Below are 22,078 nucleotides of genomic sequence, written 5' to 3' on the forward strand. Positions count from 1 at the left end.
CCGACGTGAAGGAGCAGGCTCTGATGCCGAACGCCACCGCCCGTCCCCGCAGCAAGGCCGCGACCCCGTTGTTGTGGTTGAGCACGTTGACCATGGGCCTGATGGCCGGTTTCTTCTGGGCGTTCTCCGTCCTGGTCATGCCGTCCCTGAAGAACGCCGACGACCGCACGTTCGTGGCGGGCTTCCAGGAGATCAACCGGGGGGTGAAGTCCGGCGGCTTCGCGTTCGGGTTCTTCGGCGCCTTCATCTTCACCGGCGCGGCGGCCATCGTTCACCAACGGATGGGCCGCAGAGCCGCGGCCCGCTGGATCTTCGCGGCGCTGCTGCTGTACATCGTGGCGCTCGCGGTCACGATCGGCGGCAACATCCCGTTGAACAACAAGCTGGACCAGTTCGGTGACCCGGCCAAGATCGCCGACCTGGCCGGCGCTCGGGCGGCGTTCAACGAACCAGCCTGGAACTCGATGAACGCGGTCCGCACCGTCGCCACCACCCTCGGCCTGCTGGCGTTGGGCGCGGCCCTCGTCGACCACGGCCGCGCCCAGATCCCTGCCGCCGAGTAAGGCGGCCTCAGCGCGGGAGCGTGGTGTGCTTGAACTCGTTGAGCTCGGTCCACCCGGTCAGCAGGTCCATGGTCCGCTCAACAGTCCGAATGGACGCGTCCGCGTCCGCGCCGGCCGGTGAGCGGTCCATCAACCGGACGAACACCGCCCGCTCCCCCGCGATGAACGTCGGGACACCCCACACGTCGTGGGACTCCACGTACTGCTCGTGTTCGGCCTGAACGGTCGCCAGCGCCGCACCGGACTCGATCCGCTCGAACACCGCGCCGGCGGGCACTGCGTGCTCGCCGAGCACGCGTTCGATCACGGCCCGGTCCTCCAGGTGCAGGCCTTCGTCGTGCCGGACGGCGAACAACGCCCGGTGCACGGCGGGGAACCGGTCGGCGAACTCGTCCCGGACGACCACGCCCACCTGCAGGGCGAGGATTCCCCTGTCCTGCTCGGGTTTCTCCCAGACGCTGGGCTGCCCTTCCACGACGTGGGCCTGGCCGAGGGAGAACGGGAGGAACCCGACCTTCCAGTCGGCGCCCGCGGCCAACCCGGTCAGCAGGTGCTCATGGGCGTTGCGGGCGAAGGGACACCGGTAGTCCCATGTCACGGCGAAAGTCGCGGTCATGGATCCCGAACGTACCTTGTCCGGATCCCCGAAGGGCTGAACCGGGGATTGTTGCGGACCGCAACATATGTCACGCTTGCCAGCAGCGTCGCCACCGCTTCGGTTGATCCGTGTGTACCCGCCCAAGGAGACACTCGTGTTGAGTCGCCGTTGGCTGGCCATCGTCGGCATCATGCCCCTGGCCTTCGCCGCCCTGTCCACTGTCGGTTCTCCCCCGGCTTCCGCCGCGTCTTGCCCGTGGGTGCGGTCGACCGCGCCCGTGCCGCAACGAGTGGCGCAGGTGCTCGCCCAGATGTCCCAGGATCAGAAGATCTCCCTGCTGCACGGCACGGGTGGCGCGTTCGTCGGCAACACGCCCGCCATCCCGTCGCTGTGTGTGCCGGGCATGGGGTTGGAGGACGGTCCCGCCGGGGTCGGTGAGGGCTTGGGTGGGGTGACCCAACTGCCCGCGCCGGTGGCCGCGGCCGCGACCTGGGACACGGCCGCCGAGCGGCAGTACGGCGCGGTGGTCGGCAGTGAGGAGGGCGGTAAGGGCGCGGCCGTCGACCTCGGACCGACCGTGAACATCATCCGGGATCCCCGCTGGGGCCGGGCGTTCGAGTCGATGTCCGAGGATCCATACCTGGACGGCAAGCTCGCCGCCGCCGAGATCGTCGGCGTGCAGAACACGGGTGTGCTGGCGCAGGTGAAGCACCTGGGCGTCTACAACCAGGAGACGAACCGGAACACGCCGTCGGACAACGCGATCATCGACGCGCGCACCGAACAGGAGATCTACCTTCCCCAGTTCCAGGCCGCCGTGCAGGAGGGCGCCGCGTCTTCGGTGATGTGCGCGTACAGCACGGTCAACGGCGCGTACGCCTGTCAGAACCCGACGATGCTGAACTCCGCGCTGCGCGGGCAGTTCGGGTTCGCCGGGTACGTCACGTCCGACTGGGGTGGCACGCATTCCACCGCCGCGTCCGCCAACGCCGGGATGGACCAGGAGATGCCCGGCGGCGACTTCTTCGGCAACGCGCTCGCCACCGCCGTCCAGAATGGACAGGTCTCGTCGGCCACGTTGAACACCATGGTGGGCCGGATCCTCACCGAGATGTTCACGTTCGGCCTGTTCGACAACGCGCCGCACGGCTCCCCCAGCGCCACGGTCACGTCGGCCGCGCACGTCGCCACCGCGCGCGCAATCGCCGAAGAGGGCACGGTTCTGTTGCGCAACAACAATGTTTTGCCGTGGAACACATCCGGCACGAGGTCCATCGCCGTGATCGGCACGGACGCGAGCACCGCGCCGCAGACCGCCGGCGGTGGCAGCGCGGCCGTACAGTCCTCTGGCACGGTGACTCCGTTGCAGGGCATCACGAATCGGGCCGGCGCCGGGGTGTCCGTACAGTACGCGCCCGGCGACACCAGCAGCGGCATCACGCAGGCCGCGAACCTCGCGCGAACCTCGTCCGCGGCCGTGGTGTTCGTGAGCTACAACGAGTCCGAGGGCGGCGACCGGTCCGGGATCGACCTGACCAGCGCCCAAAACCAGCTGATCACGTCGGTCGCCGCGGCCAACCCGAACACTGTCGTGGTGCTGAACACCGGTTCCGCCGTGACGATGCCGTGGGTGAACTCGGTCGCGGCCGTGCTGGAAAGCTGGTACCCGGGCCAGGAGGACGGCAACGCCATCGCCGCGTTGCTGTTCGGCGACGTCAACCCGTCCGGCAAGCTGCCGGTCACGTTCCCGCGCAGCCTCGCGGACGTACCCGCGTCGACCGCGGCGCAGTGGCCGGGCACGAACGGGACCGTGCAGTACTCCGAAGGCCTCAACGTCGGTTATCGCTGGTACCAGGCCAAGAACGTCACGCCGCTGTTCCCGTTCGGGTTCGGCCTGTCCTACACCACGTTCGGCTTCAGCGGCCTGCAGGTGTCCGGCCCGGACGCGCACGGCGTCTCCACGGTGACCGCGACCGTCACGAACACAGGCACCCGCGCCGGCTCCGAGGTGGCCCAGCTGTACGTCGGTGCGCCGGCCGCGGCGGGCGAACCTCCTTCGCAGCTCAAGGGATTCACCCGGGTCACGCTGCAACCTGGTGCCAGCACAACGGTTTCGTTCCCGCTGACCATGCGTGACCTGGCGCACTGGGACAACGGCTGGACCACGTCCACCGGCACGTACCGGATCATGGTCGGCGACACGTCCGCGAACCCGCAGCTGTCCGGGACCCTGGCCGTGACCTCGACGACCACCGGCAACACGGTGACCGTGACCAACCCGCAGGGCATGAGCAGCCCGGTCGGCACCGCGGTGAGCCTGCCGCTCCAGGCCACCGGGCAGACCTTGACGTGGAGCGCGACCGGCCTGCCCGCTGGCCTCGGCATCAACGGCTCCGCGGGCGTGATCTCCGGGACCGCGACGACGCCCGGCACGACCACGGTCACCGTGACGGCGACGGACGGCACAGGTGCGTCCGGCTCGACGACGTTCGTGTGGACGGCGACGTCCGGCGGCGGTGGCCACTTCGGACCCATTGTCGCCGGTGTCTCCGCGGGCCTGTGTGTGGACGTTCGCAGCGCGTCCTCCGCGAACGGCACGCCTGTGCAGATCTACCAGTGCAACGGCACGAACGCGCAGACCTGGACCGTGGCCGGCGGCGGCACCCTGCAAGCGCTTGGCAAGTGTATGGACGTGACGGGCGCGGGCACCGCCAACGGCACGAAGGTGCAACTGTGGGACTGCAACGGAACGGGCGCGCAGGTCTGGCAGCCGCAGCCGAACGGCTCGTTGCGTAACCCGAACTCCGGCCGTTGCCTGGACGACCCGAGTGCGTCCACAGCGAACAGCACCCAGCTACAGATCTGGGACTGCAACGGCACCGCGGCCCAACGCTGGACCCTGCCCTGACCTGCGCCCCCGGTTGGCCGGATAGGGTGCTGGTCAACTGGAGGGGGTCCCATGGCGCACGACCACTGTTCGGACGAACGGCTGAACGCGGAGGGTGAGGTCGCCGTCGCTCGGTTGATCATCGACGGCGGCGACCTGACGCACGCGCTGCGGCACATCGCCGACAGTTTGGCGATGGACCCGCAGCTGCCTGACGCGCACGAGGTGTTGGCCGAGTTCGTGAGCCGCGCGGGTGGGCCGGAGGTCGCGCTGAAACACTTCGAGGCGGTGGAAGGGCAGGGGTTCACCGGGACGGTCGCGGCGCACGCGCACGTCTGTGCGATGGCCGGGCGGTGGGACGACGCCGTCCAGATGTTGTTCAACGTGGCCGCGTACGAGCCGCAGCGGACGTGGCTGGACGTGGCCTGGCTGCGCCCGGACCTGCCTGTGAGCCCAGAGTTGATGGCCAGCGCGGTGGCCCGGCTGGCAAGTCACCTGGACGACCCGGTCGACGAGGACGAACGCGCACCGCTGCTGCCCGCTCTGGAGGTGCTGCGCGGGACCGTCGCCCGGAACCCGCGGCACGCGGCGCTGTTGTGGTCCGGATCGATGCTGGCGCGTCGCCTCGGCGCGTTCGACGAGGCCGTGGCATGGACGGACCGGTCGTTCGCGCTGGAGCCGTCGCACTATGCCGCGGTGATGAAGGGGTACGCGCTGCGCACGGCCGGCAGGCTGGAAGAGGCCCTCGCCGCGTGGATCCAGGAGGCGCAGCGGACGCCCGACGAGCTGAGTGTGTATCTCGACGTGTCGGATCTGCTGGCCGACATGGAACGGTTCCCCGAGGCCTTGGCGTGGGCGCAGCGCGTGGTCGCGCGGGAGCCCGGCAACGAGAAGGCTGTCGCGACCGTCCACGGCCTGCAGTACGCCATCACGGAGGACGTCCGGCATCTGGTCGCGCTCGCCGACGACGTGCGGGCCCAGCCGGACAACACGTACTCGGCCGTGGTGCTTGGCCGGTACAGCCATCAACGGCCGTGGCTCGGCCAGGTGGCGCAGGCGACCGAATCGGTGATCAACGTCATGCAGCAGGTGCTGGAGAACACCGAGCCCGGCCCGGAGGCGGCCCTCGCGATGACCGTGTCGGCGCTTGAGCCGCCGAGCGCGATGATGACCCTCCGGCGGGTGTACCCGTCGATCGAAGTCACCGTCGGGTCGATCCCGGAGCCTGATCTACGCGTCACCGCACACCCGGTGCGGACCTACGTCTGGCAGTTCGACGGCACCGAAGCGCGCCCAGCGGGCCCGCCGCCGTCCCAGGAGGCCAGCGAGGCCGTCCGGCACGTCGCACAGTTCCGTTGGCGTTCGATTCCGGACGCCTACGACAGTGCGGTTGTCCTGTCCAGCGCCGCCCCGCATGACCTGCTGGCCGTCCTGGTCCACCCGCCCGTCCCGCCGGACGACGAACTGGGCCGTGCCCTCGCCCGGCACGCGCCGCACCTGTGGATCCGGGCTGTGCAGGCGTGGGCGTGCCTCGGCTTGGCCCACCACCGGTCGGATGAGCCGTGGCCGACGTCCTACCGCCGCGGGGTACTCATCGACCTGCTCAACGGGCCGGAGGACTGGGTGTGTGAGGCGGCCGCGTTCGCGCTGGTCGTCACCGCCTGGGTCGACCCGGCCACTCGACGGGACGTGCAGGAGTTGGTGGCTCGCCGGATGTTCGACGCGGCCCAGGCGTACCGGACGCGCGAGGTGACCATCCTGGAGTCGCTGTGCCGCCTGGTGTTGGCCGTGCCGGACGTGGTCGACGAGGTCGCCTCGCTGGCCCGCGACCTGATCGCGAACAAGCAGGCCTGATCAGGTGGCGGCGCCGGCCAGCAGGTTCTCGCCCAGCGGGGTCAGTGAGTGCTGGACCGCGCCGCCGTTGCGCCAGGTCAGGATGAGCCCGGCGGCGCGGAGCACGGAGGCGTGGTAGCTGGCCGACGCCGGTGAACACTCGGCGACGGTGCCCAGCTCGGTCGTGGTGCAGCCCTGCGCCGCGGCCATCAGGATCCGGGCGCGGGTGGCGCCCAGCAGGGCGGACAGGCCGCCTTGCGGGTGCTCGTCGTTGTGCGCCACCGGGTACACCAGCACCGGGGGCAGAGTCGGGTCGGCCAGCAGGGTCGGCGCGCCGGTGCAGAAGTAGGACGGGATGAGCCGCAGCCCGCGGCCGCTCAGGTGCAGGTTCCCGGTGACGTGTTCGCCCGCCACCTCCAGGGTCATGTCGGACCACCGCATCCACGGGCTGATCGTGGTCAACGCGCCTTCGATGCCGTTGTCGACAATGTGCCGGGCGCGCTGGGCGCGGTCCCGGCGGAAGCCCGCCTCGATCTTTATCCATTGTGGACAGATTGCGGTTCGGTGGTATCCGGCCCACGCCGTGGTGAACTCCTCGAAGGCCGGCGGGTCGGCGACGACCCGCCGCAGCCACGCCGGCATCCGCCGGGTGCCGGTCAGCCGGGCCACCTCGCTGTGCCGGCGGGCGGCGGGCGTGCGCCGTAACGCGTCGAGCCCGGCGGCGAACCCCTCGGCGCCTTCGGCCGGGGTCAGGAAGTCCGGCGAGTAGCCCTTGTTCGGGGCGACCGCCAGCAGTCGCCGCACGGTCTGGTCCACCGTGACATCCGTCCGCCAGGTACGGATGGCCGGTGGACCGGACCGGTCCTGCAGCGCGTGCAGACTGAGCAGGATCTCCCAGAACGGGTCCGGCGCGGTGGCGAAGGTCGTCTTCGCCAGGTCCTCCCCGGTGAAGTGAATGACCAGTCCCATAGTGTCGCCCCCAGACGTACCTGCTGATCAGGATAGCCACCGGGACGCGGTTGTCCTCCCCAGTTCCCGCGTTGTTCGAAAGGCGGGGGTCGAGCAATCCACCCCCAGAGAATTGCTCGACCCTGCCCGCATGCATCATCACGGGGCGCAGGTGTACGCCACAATCATCCTCAAGGAGTACGTCACTCAAGGTAATCAAAGGACCGGTCCACCTGGGTAAAATGTCACCCACGGTGACTATCAAGCCAACTGGCCTACTACGACAAGGTGGCGAACCTCGTGTCGGCCTGTTCGGCGGTGAGGCCGAAGTCGGCGAGGTCGTACCGGTGGGCGCGGCGCCGGTCGCCGGTGGAGTGGATCTCCGCCATCGCCGCGCGGGTCTCGTCGGTGAGCGTCAGCCCGAAATGCCGGTAGATGTCGGCAACCACGGCGAGTGGGTCGGCGACGAAGTCCGCGTAGTCCACGTCGTAGAACTGGGCCGGGTCGTGGTGGCGCCGGTCGGCGGTGAACGCCGCCAGGCCACGGGCCCAGAGATCGAGCTGGGTGCGGCCGATCACGTCGCCGTGGAACACGTCCGACCAGCCGGCCGAGGCCTGTTCGGCGAGGCTGCACATGGACGCGATGATCGTGCGCGGCGCCCGGTGGGTCTGGATGACCAGCGCGTCCGGATACGCGGCCATCAACGCGTCCAGGCCGAAAAGGTGGCTCGGGTTCTTCAGCACCCAGCGTTTTCCGCGGTCCGGCAGGCCGATGAGCTGGAGGTTGCGGCGGTGTCGCCGGTACGCCGTCGTCCAGTCCTGACCGGCGAGCCACTCCGAGTACGTGGGAATGTACGCGAGGCACTCGAAGGAAATGGACATCATCGACTGCCGCAGCAGCCGCCAGCATTCCTCCGCCTGGTCGGCCGCGATGTAGTGCAGGCCCATGAATTCGGGGTGTTCGACGTGGTGTTGTTCGTATCCCGCCTGAATCCGTTGGAAAACCGGATTGTCCGCCCAGGTCTCCCGGGGCGGCCTCGGCTGCGGGAAGTCCGTGAGCCACAGGTCAAGCCCTTGGTGCGTCGGGTCTTCCGCGAGCAGCCGGTGCAACGCGGTCGTCCCGGTCCGGGGCAGTCCGGTGACGAAGATCGGCCGTTCGATCGGCACGTCCGTGTGCTCCGGCAACCGCCGCCACGCCTCCTCACTGAGCGCACGCGCCACCAAAGCTCCGCGCAACCCGGCTCGTTTGACCCGCACCCCGAACGGGGTCAACCCGGCCTCACGCCGATAGGAGTCGAGGAGAACCTCAAGTCCCGCAACGTAGTCGTCCGCGCCGAAGTCGGTCAGGCCCGTGATCTTCGTGGCCGACGCGCGCAGCGACTCGACCGTGCCGACACCGTCCACAACAGACTCCCTCAGTGGTGGTACTCGCCGCCGTTGACGTCAAGACACTGCCCGGTGACCGCCCGCGCCAGGTCCGACGCGAGGAACACGACGGTGTCGGCGACCTCGTCCGGTTCGGGCAGCTTGCGCAGGTCGATCTTGGCCGCGGTCTCGTCGTAGACCTGCTCCGGCGTCACCCCGCGCTGCTGTGCGAGGTACGCGAAGTAGAACTTGACGTTGTCCGCCCAGATGTACCCGGGCGCGATGGAATTCACCCGCACCCCCTCCGGCCCCAGCTCGGTGGCCAGGCTCTGCGCCATGGCGAGCAGGGCCGCCTTCGCCATCCGGTACGGCCCGAAAGTGCGCTGGGTGTGCCGCAACACCATGGAGTTCACCATCACCACCGACCCACGCGCGGCGACCAGCGCCGGTTTGAGCAACGTGGTGAGGCGCAACGCGGCCAGCACGTTCGTCTCGAACCCGGCGCGGATCCCCTCCGGATCCACCTCGGTCAGGTCCGCCAACGGAGGTGTGGCGAAAGCGTTGTGCACCAACGTGTCCACCCGGCCGAACGCCGCAACGGCGGCCTCCGCCAACCGGTCAACAGCCGCGGCGTCCGTGAGGTCGGTCGGCACGGTCACCGCGCGCCGGCCCAGGTCGGTGACCTCCTTGGCGACCTCGACCAGCCGCGACTCGGTCCGAGCCGCCACCACCACGTCCGCACCTGCCTTGGCGCACTGCACCGCGATGGCCCGCCCCAACCCCGGCCCGACCCCGGAAACCACGACAACCTTGTCCCGCAGCACCATCAGCCCACCATCCTGGTCGCGACCGCGGCCTGCCTTGCCGCGATCCGCTCGGCGTACTCCTCGCGCGTGATCCGGGCGCGGTCGTAGAACGGCAGCCTGCGGTCCAGCAGGTCCACCGGGACCACCTCCAGTTGCGGCCCGTCCGACGGTTTCAGGTCACGGGTCAGCCGCTGCCACCGGATCTGCAGGTAGCCGCGGGCGTGTCCGGTGCGTTCGACCCAGTTCGCCACGCCGGGGTCCCGTTCGCTGACCACGTACCGGATCCGGCCGTCCGGGTCGGGGCGGGCCTGCGCGGCGGTGAGACTGGTCTGGTGGTTGATGTAGTCCAGCGACACGTACCACATGCTGCCCAGCTGGAATCCCTGGTACGGCGCCTCGGACACCGGCACCGAGATGATCATCGCCTGGTCGTCGGCCAGGTCGTAGTGGCCGACCGACGAGAACTGGGTGGTGAGGCCGCCTGGGGTGGAGCGTGGCTCGGTCATCGTGTTCACCGGCAGCTTCAGGTAGAACCACTCGGGGAACGCCAGGAACGTCCGGATCCGGTTGACCAGGATCTTGCCGGCGACGCCGTACCGCTTGGCCAACGTGTCCTGGGTCAACGGCGGCGGTGCCGTGCCTGTGGTGTCCGCGCGGCGGATCCGGATCGTGCCGCGCTGTTCCCGCGTCCAATCGCTGTACACCTCGCGCACGATCAGCATGGCCGAGCCGGGGCCGAGGGTGAAGTAGTTCCGCCTGGCCTGGCCGGGTCCGAACCGGATCTCGAACGTGCCGTCGTCGGCGATGTCGAACGCCCGGTCGTCGAACGCGGTCAGGCTGTCCGGCACCGCCACCGGCGAGTAGTCCCCGTTGAGCACCTGGAAGCTCAGGTCGGCGGTGCTCCCCCGCCGCCCGGACACCACGTACTCCGCGTCCTCGCGGAGATAGGAGTGGAAGTACAGCGTGTCCGGGTTGTCCAGGCCCATCTTGGTGTACGGGCCGGTCGACTGGGTGAAGTACGGGAAGTCCCGTTGGTACGCCCACGCCATCTGCAGCGACGCGCGGATGCTGCCGGCGAGGTAGTCGTAGCCTTCGCATCTGTCCGCTTCGGTCCGTACGTGCGGCGCGCCGGCGACGATCCCCTCGGCCTCGGCGATCGCGGCGGCGAATGACTCGGTGAGCACACCACACACTAGAACGTGTTCTAACCTGTGGTCAATCGCAGGCTCGGCAGGTCGTCGAGCGAGTGGGTCATCTCGTACGTGCGTACGTATTTGACGCGCGAGATCCGCCAGCCGGCCGAGGGGTCGCACGCGTACTCCTCCTCGTAGTACGCGGCGCCCTTGATCACCAGCCGGGCCGACTGGACGATCACCGTGTCCTCGAACGCCCACGTCCCGGTCGCCCGCGCGCCGTCCACCTCGATCTCCGGCTGGCCGGCGAAGTGAAACGTAACGATGTCCTGGCCGCTCAGGTTGTCCCGCATGAACTTCAGGATCGCGTCCCGGCCGGTCAGCACCAGCGGCCGGCCCATCGCCGGCGTGCCATAGTCCGCGACCACGTCCGGAGTGAGTACGCGTTCCAGTTCCTCCCAGTTCTTCTGGTCGACCGCGCGCAGGTAGCGGTACTTGGTCCGGCGGATGTCCTCGACGGCGAGAAAGTCGGTGAGGCGGGCTTCGATCACGTCCATGGACCTCAGCTTCCCGCGCCGGTTGACCACAGGCAAGAACATGTTCTAATTTCATCAGGTGGCCACCATGTACGAGCTGTCGCACCTGCGTGCCCTGGAAGCCGAGTCCGTCCATGTGCTGCGCGAGGTCGCGGCCACGTTCGACCGGCCAGCGCTGCTGTTCTCCGGCGGCAAGGACTCGATGGTCATGCTTCACCTGGCCGCCAGGGCGTTCTGGCCGGCGCCGGTGCCGTTCCCGGTGCTGCACGTGGACACGGGCCACAACTTCGACGAGGTCATCGAGTTCCGTGACCGGATGGTCCGCCGCTACCACGTCCGCTTGGTGGTCGCGCGCGTCCAGGACGACATCGACGCCGGCCGCGTCGCCGACGAGCCGAGCCGAAACCGTTTGCAGACAACGACATTGTTACGCGCGATCACCGAGGGCGGCTTCGACGCTGTCTTCGGCGGCGCCCGGCGGGACGAGGAGAAGGCCCGCGCCAAGGAGCGCGTGTTCAGCTTCCGCGACGAGTTCGGCCAGTGGGACCCGCGCAACCAACGCCCGGAACTGTGGAACCTGTACAACGGCCGGCACCGCAAAGGCGAGCACATCCGGGTGTTCCCGCTGTCGAACTGGACCGAACTGGACATCTGGCAGTACATCGCGGACGAGGACGTCGAGCTGCCCTCGATCTACTACGCGCACCGCCGCACGGTGTTCCATCGGGACGGGATGTTGTTGGCGCACACCAGGTTCGTGACACCCGACGACGAGCCCTTCGAAGCCACCGTACGCTTCCGTACGGTCGGCGACGCGACCTGCACCGGGTGCGTCGAGTCCACCGCGGCCACGCCGGAGCAGGTGGTGGCCGAGGTCGCCGCGACCAGGGTCACCGAACGCGGCGCCACCCGCGCGGACGACCGGATCTCCGAGACCGGTATGGAGGACCGCAAGAAGGAAGGGTACTTCTGATGCCGCACCTGCTTCGCCTGGCCACCGCGGGCAGTGTCGACGACGGCAAGTCCACGCTGATCGGCCGGTTGCTGTTCGACACCAAGACGATCTTCGCCGACCAGCTGGCCGCGATCGAACGCGCCAGCCTGGACTCGGGCGAGCAGTACCCGAACCTGGCGCTGCTCACCGACGGCCTGCGGGCGGAACGCGAGCAGGGCATCACGATCGACGTGGCGTACCGATACTTCGCCACCCCACGCCGGAAGTTCGTGATCGCGGACACGCCGGGACACGTCCAGTACACCCGCAACATGGTCACCGGCGCGTCCACCGCCGACCTCGCCCTCATTCTCGTGGACGCGCGCAAGGGCCTGCTGGAGCAGTCCCGGCGGCACGCGTTCATCGCCAGCCTGCTCGGCATCCCGCACATCGTCCTGTGCGTCAACAAGATGGACCTGGTCGACTGGTCGCGGGAACGGTTCGACGAGATCCGCGAGGAGTTCCGGCGGTTCGCGATGAAGCTGACCGTGCCGGACCTGGCGTTCGTGCCGATGTCCGCGCTGCACGGCGACAACATCGTCCACCGCGGCGCAGCGATGCCTTGGTACGAGGGCACTTCCCTGTTGCACCACCTCGAAGAGGTGCACATCAGCTCGGACCGCAACCTGATCGACGCACGGTTTCCCGTGCAGTACGTGATCCGCGGCGGCGATCACCGCAGTTACGCGGGGACGGTCGCGGGCGGCGTGTTCAAGCCCGGTGACGAGGTTCTGGTGCTGCCGTCCGGGTTCACGTCGTCGATCCGGGCCATCTGGGGACCCGGCGGCGACCGGGTGGACGAGGCGTTCCCGCCGCAGGCGGTGACCATCCAGCTCACCGACGAGCTGGACGTCGGCCGTGGCGACCTGATCTGCCGGCCCGGCAACCGGCCGCACGCCGGCCAGGACGTCGACGCGATGGTCTGCTGGCTCACCGAACGGTCCGAGCTGACCCCGGACAGCCGGTACACGATCCTGCACACGACCCGGTCCACCAAGGCGCACGTGCGGAAACTGGACTACCGCCTCGACGTCAACACCCTGCACCGGGTCGAGGACGCACAGTCCTTGCGGCTCAACGAGATCGGCCGCGTCAAGCTACGCACCCAGCAGCCGCTGCTGTTCGACGCGTACCAGCGCAACCGCAACTCCGGCAGCTTCGTGCTCGTCGACGAGCAGACCAACAACACCGTCGCGGCCGGCATGATCACCGGGCCGAGCCTGCCTGTCGTCTGGCATTCCACCGCGGTCCGCCGCGAGGAACGCGGCACCCGCGGCATGACGATCTGGCTGACCGGCCTGTCCGCGTCCGGCAAGTCGACGGTGGCCGTGGAGATCGAGCGCCGGCTGGTCGCGGCCGGACGGCCGGCGTACCTGCTCGACGGGGACAACCTGCGGCACGGCCTGAACGCGGATCTTGGCTTCAGCGCGGCCGACCGGGCCGAGAACGTGCGCCGGGTCGGCGAGGTCGCCCGGCTGTTCGCGGACGCCGGTGTGGTGGCCGTGGTGTCGTTGATCAGCCCGTACCGGGCCGACCGGGACGGGGTGCGGGCCAAGCACGACCAGGCGGGACTGCCGTTCGTCGAGGTGTTCGTGGACACTCCGATCGAGGTGTGCGAGGCGCGCGATCCGAAAGGGATGTACGCCAAGGCACGGGCCGGTGAAATCTCGGGGTTCACCGGGGTGGACGATCCGTACGAACAGCCCCATACTCCAGAGCTGGTACTGCGGCCGACCGACGGCGACCCGGCCGCGATGGCGAACACCGTTTTGGCCTTGTTGGCCGACTGATCGCGACCCGAACCGCACCAAACAAAGCTGACCTGAATGGAGTAGTAACGGGCCGCGACCGCCCCACGCTGTACACACTTATGTCGTAACGCCTTGGTGCACCCGAGTGAACGGCTAACCACGGCATCTACTTTCGGTTCAGCATTCGCCCCCACCGGCGCGAAATCACGGGTCATCCCATGACTGGTTTTCTGAGGCTGGGCACGCTTTTGGGTGACTGCGTCCTCACGAAACCCGGTGCTAGCCTCCGTGAGGCAGTGTCCAGAAAAAGATCACCGTCCAGATGACGAGACTCGGAAGACGTTCCTGAAGACCTTGTTCGAGTACTCCCATGCCTTTTTAACCACCCTGACCCAATCACATACGAATAAGGAATGGCGGTTGTCGTGACCGACACGGTGGAGTCGAATGTTGGCGCCGAGAACCCTCAACAACAGAGCCTGGCGACCGCGGCGGCGCGGAATTTGGCGACGACCACCAAATCCGTCCCGCAGATGCAGAGCATCACGTCAAGGTGGCTGCTGCGGATCCTGCCGTGGGTGCAGGCGCAGGGCGGCGTGTACCGGGTGAACCGGCGGCTGAGCTACCTCGTCGGGGACGGCCGGATCTCGGTGTCGAACATCGGCGCGCAGTGCCAGGTGGTGGCCCCGGATCTGGTGGAACTGCCTGTGCTGCGCGGCTTTGCGGACGAGGAGCTGACCGTGCTGAGCGCGCTCGCCGGCCGGTTCGAGCAACGCGAGTACGAGCCGGGCGCCGTGATCGCCGAGTTCGGCCACGAGGCCGACCAGGTGGTCGTGATCGCGCACGGCAAGGTGAACAAGATCGGCACCGGCGAGTACGGCGACCAGACCGTGCTCGGCACCCTTGTCGACGGCGACTTCATCGGTGACCAATCCCTTGTGCAGGAACAAAGCATCTGGGAGTTCACCGCGAAAGCGGTCACCCCGACCACCATTCTCGCGTTGCCGAGGCGTTCGTTCCAGGAATTGGTGGACCAGTCCGACGAATTGCGCGCCCATGTGCAGGCGTACCTGGCGAATCCGACAAAACCGCAGAACGCGCACGGCGAAGCCGAGATCGAGCTGGCGTCCGGTCACGACGGCGAACCGGATCTGCCCGGCACGTTCGTCGACTATGAGCTGGCACCGCGGGAATACGAGTTGAGCGTCGCCCAGACCGTGCTGCGGGTGCACACCAGGGTCGCCGACCTCTACAACCAGCCGATGAACCAGACCGAGCAGCAGTTGCGGCTGACCATCGAGGCCCTGCGCGAACGCCAGGAGCACGAGCTGGTCAACAACCGCCAGTTCGGCCTGCTCGCCAACGCCGACCTCAAGCAGCGCATCCCGACCAGGACCGGCCCGCCCACCCCGGACGACATGGACGAGCTCATCGCCACGGTGTGGAAGGACCCCGGCTACATCCTCGCGCACCCGCGGGCGATCGCCGCGTTCGGCCAGGAGTGCAGCAAACGCGGCATCTATCCGGCCAGTGTGGACCTCAACGGCAACCAGATCGTGTCGTGGCGCGGCATCCCGATCCTGCCGTGCAACAAGATCCCGGTGACCGACAAGCGCACCACGCAGATCATGCTGATGCGGGTCGGCGAGCAGAACCAGGGCGTGATCGGCCTGCACCAGACCGGCCTGCCGGACGAGTACCAGCCCGGCCTGTCCGTGCGGTTCATGGGGATCAACGAGAAGGCGGTCATCTCGTACCTGGTGAGCGCCTACTACTCGGCCGCCATCCTGGTGCCCGACGCGTTGGGCGTCCTGGAGAACGTCGAACTGGGCCGCGCCGACAGCTGACCCCTGAAACCCTCGTGGGTACTTTTGTTTGTTCGCACGCACAAAAGTACTCACGAGGGACGACCTGCTCGGCCAGTTCGACCTCGCCGATGCCACGGCGTCGCCCGGCCGGTCTCCCGTGCTGCTCCCACCGGGCCGGGCCATCCCCGTGGTGCCCCCACCGGTCAGGTCGGTCGAGTGGGCGCTGGCCGATGCCGGGCCTCCCACCGCGCCCGCCATGCCGGGGTGGGGCCCAACGAAGGTGCATCGGCCAGCGTCGAAAACAACCCGCGCAAGATCAAGCACAGATGGGCGGTTCACAACGTGACACAGGTCGAGAACAGGCAGCCGCAGCAGAGCCTCGGTACCGCGGCCGCGCGAAATCTCGCGACCACGACCAAGTCCGTGCCGCAGATGCAGGGGATCACACCGCGCTGGCTGCTGCAGGTGTTGCCGTGGGTGCAGGCGGAGGGCGCCGTCTACCGGGTCAACAGGCGGCTGACGTACGCCGTCGGCGACGGCCGGGTGAGCTTCACCAACGTGGGCACGACCATCCGGGTCGTCCCGCCGGAGCTGCGGGAACTGCCGCTGCTGCGGGACTTCGCCGACGACGACGTGCTGGCCGCGCTGGCCGACCGGTTCGTCCAGCGGGAGTACCAGCCCGGCGACACCATCGTCCACAGGGGACAGCCGGCGGACGCGGTGTTCCTGGTGGCGTTCGGGAAGGTGAGCCGGCTCGGCGTCGGTGAGTTCGGCGACGAGACGGTGCTGGAGGTCTCGGACGGCGGCGCGTTCTTCGGCGAGGCCGCGTTGTTCGGCGACGCCCGTGACTGGTCCTTCTCGGTCCGGGCGAACACCCGGGTCATCGTGATGACGTTGCCGCGTCAGGAGTTCGACCGCGTGGCCGACCAGGCGGAGGGGTTGCGCGCCCACGTCGACGCGGTGCTGGCCAGGCCGAAACCGCCGAGCAACACCAAGGGCGAGGCGGAGATCGAACTCAGTTCCGGACACGACGGGGAGATCCCGCTGGCGCACACGTTCGTCGACTACGAACTGCGGCCGCGGGAGTACGAGCTGAACGTCGCGCAGACGGTCCTGCGGATCCACACCCGGGTCTCGGACCTGTACAACGAGCCGATGGACCAGACCGAGCAGCAGCTCCGGCTCACCGTCGAGGCGGTACGGGAACGCCAGGAACACGACATGGTCAACAACCCGGTGTACGGCCTGCTCGCCAACGCCGACCTCAAGCAGCGGATCCACACCCGCAGCGGCCCGCCCACCCCGTACGACCTGGACGAGCTGATCAGCCGGCGGCGCAAGACCCAGTTCATCCTGGCGCATCCGCGGGCGATCGCCGCGTTCGGCCGGGAATGCACCCGCCAGGGCCTCTACCCGGACACGACCACGGTCCAGGGCAAACGGGCGCAGGCGTGGCGCAACATCCCGATCCTGCCGTGCGACAAGATCCCGGTCAGCGACTCCGGCCGGACCTCCATCATCGCGATGCGCACCGGCGAGAAGAACCAGGGCGTGATCGGCCTGCACCACGCCGGACTGCCGGACGAGCGCGAGCCCAGCCTGAACGTCCGGTTCGTCGGCATCAACGACAAGGCCGTCGCGTCCTATGTGGTCAGTGTGTACTACTCGGTGGCGATCCTGGTCCCGGACGCGCTCGGGGTCCTGGAGAGCGTCGAGCTCGGACGCTGAGCGATGGTGATCCGTGAGGTGACCGGCCGCCGGCCGCAGGAGGTGCTGGCGTGGAGCCGTGACCTGCTCGAACCGGCGATGCGCGCGGCGGCGGACTCGCTGTCCGGGACGATGCGGCTGATCGCCGGCTACCACTTCGGCTGGTGGGACGAGCAGGGCGAACCGACCGACGCCGACCGGGGCAAGTCGTTGCGGCCCACCCTGGCGCTGCTGGCGGCCGAGGCGGTCGGCGGCGACGCGACGGCCGCTCTGCCCGCGGCCGTCGCCGTCGAGCTGGTGCACGAGTTCTCGCTGCTGCACGACGACGTGATCGACGGGGACGCCACCCGGCGGCACCGGCCGACCGCGTGGAGCGTCTTCGGCCGCAACCCGGCGATCCTGGCCGGGGACGCGTTGTTGACGCTGTCGTTCGAGGTGCTCGCCACGTCCGCGCATCCGGAAGCCAAGGAGGGCATGCGGATTCTCAGCTCGGCCGTGCAGGCGCTTGTGGACGGTCAGAGCCTGGACGTGGACTTCGAGGACCGGGTGAACGTCGACCTCACGGACTGCCTCGGCATGGCGCACGGCAAGACGGCGGCGTTGATCGGGTGCGCGAGCGCGCTGGGCGCGTTGTTCGGCGGCGGCCGGCCCGTGCAGGTGGATCACCTGCGTGCGTACGGCCACGAGATGGGGCTGGCGTTCCAGTTGGCCGACGACCTGCTGGGGATCTGGGGCGACCCGGCGGTCACCGGCAAACCGGTGCACTCGGACCTGCGCAACCGGAAGAAGTCGCTGCCCGTGGTGCTCGCCCTCACCTCGGCGACCGCGGCCGGGAAGGAGCTTTTCGAGCTGTACCAGGGCGATCAGCCGTTGTCGCCGGCCGAGGCGGTGCGCGCCGCCGAGTTGGTCGACCAGGCGGGCGGGCGGACGTGGAGCCAGCAGCAGGCCGACGACCGGCTGGACCGGGCACTGCGGCGGCTGCGGGCGGCGCACCCGGACGCGCGGGCCGCGGCGGAACTGTCCGCGCTGGCCCGGCTGGCGACCCGCCGCGACCACTGAAAGGGCTTGTGTCATGAAGGTGTTGCTCGCGTCGCCCCGGTCGTTCTGCGCCGGGGTGGAACGCGCCATCGAGATCGTCGAGCAGGCCATCCTGACCCGGCAGCCACCCATCTACGTCCGCAAGCAGATCGTGCACAACAAGCACGTGGTCGCCGCCCTCGAAGACCGCGGCGTGGTGTTCGTCGACGAACTGGCCGAGATCCCGGACGGGGCCACCGTGGTCTTCTCCGCGCACGGCGTGTCCCCGGCGGTCCGCGCCGAGGCCGATCGCCGGGGCTTGGACGTGATCGACGCGACGTGTCCCTTGGTGACCAAGGTGCACGCCGAGGCCCGCCGGTTCGCCGCCCGCGGCGACACCGTGATCCTGGTCGGCCACGCCGGCCACGAAGAGGTCGAGGGCACCATGGGCGAGGCCCCGGACCAGACCGTGCTGGTCGAGACCACGGCCGACATCGAAGACCTCCCGGTCCCCGACCCGGACAACGTGTCGTACCTCCTGCAGACCACCCTCGCGGTCGACGAGGCCGCCGAAGTGGTCGCCGGCCTGCAGGACCGGTTCCCCGCCCTGCGCGGCCCGGCCACCGATGACATCTGTTACGCCACGACGAACCGGCAGGACGCCCTGCGCGCCATCGCCGACGAGGCCGACCTGGTCCTGGTGGTCGGCTCGGCCAACTCGTCGAACTCGGTCCGCCTGGTCGAACTCGCCCACCGGCACGGCACCCCCTCGTACCTGATCGACGACGTCGGCGGGATCCGGCCCGAGTGGCTGGCGGACGTGGACGTGGTGGGCGTGACCGCGGGCGCCTCAGCCCCACCCGGCCTGGTCGACGAGGTGGTCGCGGCACTCGCCCCGGCCACGGTGGAGGAGCGGATCACCGCCCGCGAAACCATCCACTTCACCCTTCCCCCAGCCGCGAGGCGGCCATGACCGGCGGTGTTCCCTTCGTCGCCGGCCCCGCCGACCTCGCCCGGCTGTCCTTCCCCGAGCTCACCGCACTGGCCGGGCGGATCCGGGACTTCCTGGTCGACAAGGTGTCCAGGACCGGCGGGCATCTCGGGCCCAATCTGGGCACGGTCGAGTTGACCATCGCGCTGCACCGGGTGTTCTCCTCGCCGCGGGACGTCCTCTTGTTCGACACCGGGCACCAGGCGTACGTCCACAAGATCCTCACCGGGCGGGCCACGGAGTTCGACACGTTACGGCAGGCCGGTGGGTTGTCCGGGTATCCGTCGCGGTCCGAGTCGGAGCACGACGTCATCGAGAACTCGCACGCGTCCACCGCTCTGTCCTATGCGGACGGACTGGCGAAGGCGTTTGCCCTGCGGCGGGAGGACCGCCGGGTGGTGGCGGTCGTCGGCGACGGCGCGTTGACCGGTGGGATGTGCTGGGAGGCGTTGAACAACATCGCCGCCGCGCCGGACCGGCCGGTGATCATCGTGCTGAACGACAACGGACGGTCGTACGCGCCGACCGTGGGCGGCATCGCCAGCCACCTGGCCGAGCTGCGGTTCTCCGGGACCCGCAACCTGTTCGAGGACATCGGCATCGCCTACCTGGGCCCGGTGGACGGGCACGACATCCCCGCCCTCGAACACGCGCTGCGGCAGGCCGCCCGACGAGGCTGCCCGGTCTTACTGCATTGCTTGACCCACAAGGGAAAGGGCTACCCGGCCGCCGAACGGGACGAGGCCGACCGGCTGCACGCCGTCAGCCCACGGGATGGGTCGAGACAGCCGACGTGGACCGCGGTGTTCGCCGACGAGATCGCCGCCATCGGCGCGGACCGGCCGGACGTGGTGTGTGTGACCGCCGCGATGGCCGAGCCGGCCGGGCTGGCCCGGTTCGCGGCCGAGTTCCCCGGCCGGGTCTTCGACGTCGGCATCGCCGAGCAGCACGCGGTGACGAGCGCGGCCGGCCTGGCCATCGGTGGCATGCACCCGGTGGTGGCGATCTACGCGACGTTCCTGAACCGGGCCGTCGACCAGCTGCTGATGGACGTGGCGCTGCACCGGCTGCCGGTGACGTTCGTGCTCGACCGGGCCGGGATCACCGGGCCGGACGGGCCGAGCCACCACGGCATGTGGGACGCGTCGATCCTGCCCGTGGTTCCCGGCCTGCGGTTAGCGTGCCCACGGGACCCGATCCGGCTGCGGGAGCTGCTCCGGGAGGCGGTCGAGGTCAGCGACGGGCCGACAGTCGTTCGGTATCCCAAGGCGAGCGCGGGCCCGGACATCCCGGCGCTGCGCCGGACCGGCCACTGTGACGTCCTGCGCGAGGACCCCGACGCGGACGTGCTGCTGGTCGCCGTGGGCCCGTTGGCTGAGGCGTGCCTGACCGCGGCCGACGACCTGGACGTGCCGGTCACGGTGGTGGACCCGAGGTGGGTGGCCCCGGTGGATCCGGCGCTGATCAAGCTCGCGTGCGCGCACCGGCTCGTCGTCGCCGTCGAGGACACGACCACACCCGGCGCGCTCGGCGGACGAATCGCGCAAGCGCTCGCGGCGATCGGATCCGAGACCTGCGCGGCGACGTTCGCACTGCCACCGACGTTCGTACCGCACGCCTCCCGCGCGGAGATCCTGCGCGCGCACGGCCTGGACGCGGCCGGTATCACCACCACCGTTCTCAAACGCCTGGAGGCACTGTCGTGACCCTGGTTCAGCTGGGCCCGCCGCGGCTGCGCCGCAAATGCCGACAGGTGATGGTCGGCACGGTGCCGGTCGGCGGTGACGCCCCGATCAGCGTGCAGTCCATGACCACCACGCTGACGTCCGATGTGGACGCGACACTGCGGCAGATCGCCGAGCTGACCGCGGCCGGCTGCCAGATCGTGCGGGTGGCCGTGCCATCGCAGGACGACGCCGACGCGCTCCCCCGGATCGCCCGCAGCTCGAAGATCCCGGTCATCGCCGACATCCACTTCCAGCCGAGGTACGTGTTCGCCGCGATCGACGCGGGCTGCGCGGCGGTCCGCGTCAACCCCGGCAACATCCGCCAGTTCGACGACAAGGTCAAGGAGATCGCGGACGCCGCGCGGAACGCGGGCGTGCCGATCCGGATCGGGGTCAACGCTGGCTCCTTGGACAAGCGCTTGCTTGTCAAATACGGTCGCGCCACGCCGGAAGCGCTGGTCGAGTCGGCACTGTGGGAGTGCTCGCTGTTCGAGGAGCACGGCTTCCGGGACATCAAGATCTCGGTGAAGCACCACGACCCGGTCGTGATGATCGCGGCCTACCGGCAGCTGGCGGACCGCTGCGACTACCCGCTGCACCTGGGCGTGACCGAGGCCGGGCCGCGGTTCCAGGGCACGGTCAAGTCCGCGGTGGCGTTCGGCGTGCTGCTGGCCGGCGGCATCGGCGACACGATCCGGGTGTCGCTGTCCGCGCCGCCGGTGGAAGAGGTCAAGGTCGGCGCCCAGATCCTGGAGTCGCTCGGGCTGCGGCCCCGGCAGCTGGAGATCGTGTCGTGCCCGTCGTGCGGCCGGGCCCAGGTGGACGTCTACAAGCTGGCCGAGGAGGTCACGGCCGCGTTCGACGGCTTCCCGGTGCCGCTGCGGGTGGCGGTGATGGGCTGCGTGGTCAACGGCCCCGGCGAGGCCCGCGAGGCCGACCTGGGCGTGTCGTCCGGCAACGGGAAGGGCCAGATCTTCGTTCGCGGCGAGGTGGTCCGGACCGTGCCGGAGAGCCAGATCGTCGCCACGTTGATCGAGGAGGCGATGAACCGGGACTGGACGGACCCGTCATAGGGTAGGCCCGTGCGCGAAGTTCAAACGAAGGTCGCCCAGGCCGCGGACAAACTCGGCCTGCACGCGAACGTCCCCACGCTGACCCTGACCATGCTCGCCGAGGTCGGCCGGCTGGCCGACGAGGTGCTCGCCGCGACCAGCGGCGGCCGGCGCCCGTTCCGGCCGACCGAGAGCTGGGAGCAGCGGCTGGCCGACGTGGTGTTCACCACGGTCAACCTGGCCGACCAGACCGGCGTCGACCTGACGTCCGCCGTGGACGGCGCGATCGCCCGGCACGAGGCCAACGCCAAACCCGTGGACGACCTCCCGGGTTGGTAAGTAAATATCGGTTTGACGACCGTG

18 protein-coding genes are annotated in these 22,078 nt (G+C 69.3%); 12 read left to right on the forward strand and 6 right to left on the reverse strand.

The window, feature by feature from the left end; all coding sequences use genetic code 11:
* Positions 1-23: 23 nt before the first annotated feature.
* Positions 24-563: an anthrone oxygenase family protein gene (locus tag EV192_RS41815; RefSeq protein ID WP_132124289.1), complete on the forward strand. Its 540-nt coding sequence runs from the start codon at positions 24-26 to the stop codon at positions 561-563.
* A 7-nt stretch (positions 564-570) separates the two neighbouring features.
* Here the strand turns inward: EV192_RS41815 and EV192_RS41820 are convergent, their stop codons facing one another.
* A complete protein-coding gene (locus EV192_RS41820; RefSeq protein WP_132124290.1) occupies positions 571-1,179 on the reverse strand; it encodes a DsbA family protein in 609 nt (202 codons plus the stop codon).
* A 136-nt stretch (positions 1,180-1,315) separates the two neighbouring features.
* Between EV192_RS41820 and EV192_RS41825 the strand changes: the two genes are divergently transcribed.
* Positions 1,316-4,069 carry a glycoside hydrolase family 3 C-terminal domain-containing protein gene (locus tag EV192_RS41825; protein ID WP_207926632.1) on the forward strand — a complete coding sequence of 918 codons (2,754 nt, stop codon included), beginning with the start codon at positions 1,316-1,318 and terminating at the stop codon, positions 4,067-4,069.
* A gap of 51 nt (positions 4,070-4,120) precedes the next feature.
* Entirely contained in the window at positions 4,121-5,902 is a 1,782-nt protein-coding gene (locus EV192_RS41830; protein ID WP_132124292.1) for a tetratricopeptide repeat protein, read from the forward strand.
* Here the strand turns inward: EV192_RS41830 and EV192_RS41835 are convergent, their stop codons facing one another.
* The 5 genes from EV192_RS41835 to EV192_RS41855 form a co-directional block, all read right to left on the reverse strand.
* Positions 5,903-6,850, reverse strand: a complete 948-nt coding sequence (locus EV192_RS41835) for an ArsR/SmtB family transcription factor (protein ID WP_132124293.1) — start codon at positions 6,848-6,850, stop codon at positions 5,903-5,905.
* A gap of 257 nt (positions 6,851-7,107) precedes the next feature.
* Complete coding sequence (locus tag EV192_RS41840; RefSeq protein ID WP_132124294.1) at positions 7,108-8,232, reverse strand: sulfotransferase family protein; 1,125 nt, start codon at positions 8,230-8,232, stop codon at positions 7,108-7,110.
* Between the two features lie 11 nt (positions 8,233-8,243).
* Complete coding sequence (locus tag EV192_RS41845) at positions 8,244-9,020, reverse strand: SDR family oxidoreductase (RefSeq protein ID WP_132124295.1); 777 nt, start codon at positions 9,018-9,020, stop codon at positions 8,244-8,246.
* Positions 9,020-10,183: a hypothetical protein gene (locus tag EV192_RS41850; RefSeq protein ID WP_132124296.1), complete on the reverse strand. Its 1,164-nt coding sequence runs from the start codon at positions 10,181-10,183 to the stop codon at positions 9,020-9,022. Before EV192_RS41850 ends, EV192_RS41845 begins: the two co-directional genes overlap by 1 nt.
* Positions 10,184-10,203: 20 nt before the next feature.
* Positions 10,204-10,731 (reverse strand): nuclear transport factor 2 family protein, encoded by a 528-nt coding sequence (locus tag EV192_RS41855; RefSeq protein WP_243727406.1) that lies wholly within the window; start codon positions 10,729-10,731, stop codon positions 10,204-10,206.
* Between the two features lie 25 nt (positions 10,732-10,756).
* Between EV192_RS41855 and cysD the strand changes: the two genes are divergently transcribed.
* The 9 genes from cysD to EV192_RS41900 all read left to right on the forward strand — a co-directional run bounded on the left by cysD (position 10,757) and on the right by EV192_RS41900 (position 22,054).
* Entirely contained in the window at positions 10,757-11,641 is an 885-nt protein-coding gene (gene cysD / locus EV192_RS41860) for a sulfate adenylyltransferase subunit CysD (protein WP_132124297.1), read from the forward strand.
* The gene (cysC, locus tag EV192_RS41865; RefSeq protein ID WP_132124298.1) at positions 11,641-13,452 is read left to right on the forward strand and encodes an adenylyl-sulfate kinase; all 1,812 of its coding nucleotides are present in this window, start codon (positions 11,641-11,643) and stop codon (positions 13,450-13,452) included. The genes cysD and cysC overlap by 1 nt, the downstream gene beginning before the upstream one ends.
* Positions 13,453-13,826: 374 nt before the next feature.
* Positions 13,827-15,260 (forward strand): family 2B encapsulin nanocompartment shell protein, encoded by a 1,434-nt coding sequence (locus tag EV192_RS41870; RefSeq protein WP_207926634.1) that lies wholly within the window; start codon positions 13,827-13,829, stop codon positions 15,258-15,260.
* Positions 15,261-15,563: 303 nt separating this feature from the next.
* Positions 15,564-16,949 carry a family 2B encapsulin nanocompartment shell protein gene (locus EV192_RS41875; RefSeq protein WP_243727407.1) on the forward strand — a complete coding sequence of 462 codons (1,386 nt, stop codon included), beginning with the start codon at positions 15,564-15,566 and terminating at the stop codon, positions 16,947-16,949.
* A 3-nt stretch (positions 16,950-16,952) separates the two neighbouring features.
* Positions 16,953-17,987 carry a family 2 encapsulin nanocompartment cargo protein polyprenyl transferase gene (locus tag EV192_RS41880; protein WP_132124300.1) on the forward strand — a complete coding sequence of 345 codons (1,035 nt, stop codon included), beginning with the start codon at positions 16,953-16,955 and terminating at the stop codon, positions 17,985-17,987.
* A 13-nt stretch (positions 17,988-18,000) separates the two neighbouring features.
* Positions 18,001-18,918 carry a 4-hydroxy-3-methylbut-2-enyl diphosphate reductase gene (ispH, locus tag EV192_RS41885; RefSeq protein ID WP_132124301.1) on the forward strand — a complete coding sequence of 306 codons (918 nt, stop codon included), beginning with the start codon at positions 18,001-18,003 and terminating at the stop codon, positions 18,916-18,918.
* A complete protein-coding gene (locus EV192_RS41890) occupies positions 18,915-20,642 on the forward strand; it encodes a 1-deoxy-D-xylulose-5-phosphate synthase (RefSeq protein WP_132124302.1) in 1,728 nt (575 codons plus the stop codon). Before ispH ends, EV192_RS41890 begins: the two co-directional genes overlap by 4 nt.
* Entirely contained in the window at positions 20,639-21,736 is a 1,098-nt protein-coding gene (ispG, locus tag EV192_RS41895) for a flavodoxin-dependent (E)-4-hydroxy-3-methylbut-2-enyl-diphosphate synthase (protein WP_132124303.1), read from the forward strand. The genes EV192_RS41890 and ispG overlap by 4 nt, the downstream gene beginning before the upstream one ends.
* Before the next feature lie 9 nt (positions 21,737-21,745).
* Positions 21,746-22,054 carry a hypothetical protein gene (locus tag EV192_RS41900; protein WP_132124304.1) on the forward strand — a complete coding sequence of 103 codons (309 nt, stop codon included), beginning with the start codon at positions 21,746-21,748 and terminating at the stop codon, positions 22,052-22,054.
* Positions 22,055-22,078: the final 24 nt, after the last annotated feature.

The organism is Actinocrispum wychmicini, from assembly GCF_004345645.1.
In the GTDB taxonomy this organism is placed as follows: Bacteria; Actinomycetota; Actinomycetes; order Mycobacteriales; family Pseudonocardiaceae; genus Kibdelosporangium; species Kibdelosporangium wychmicini.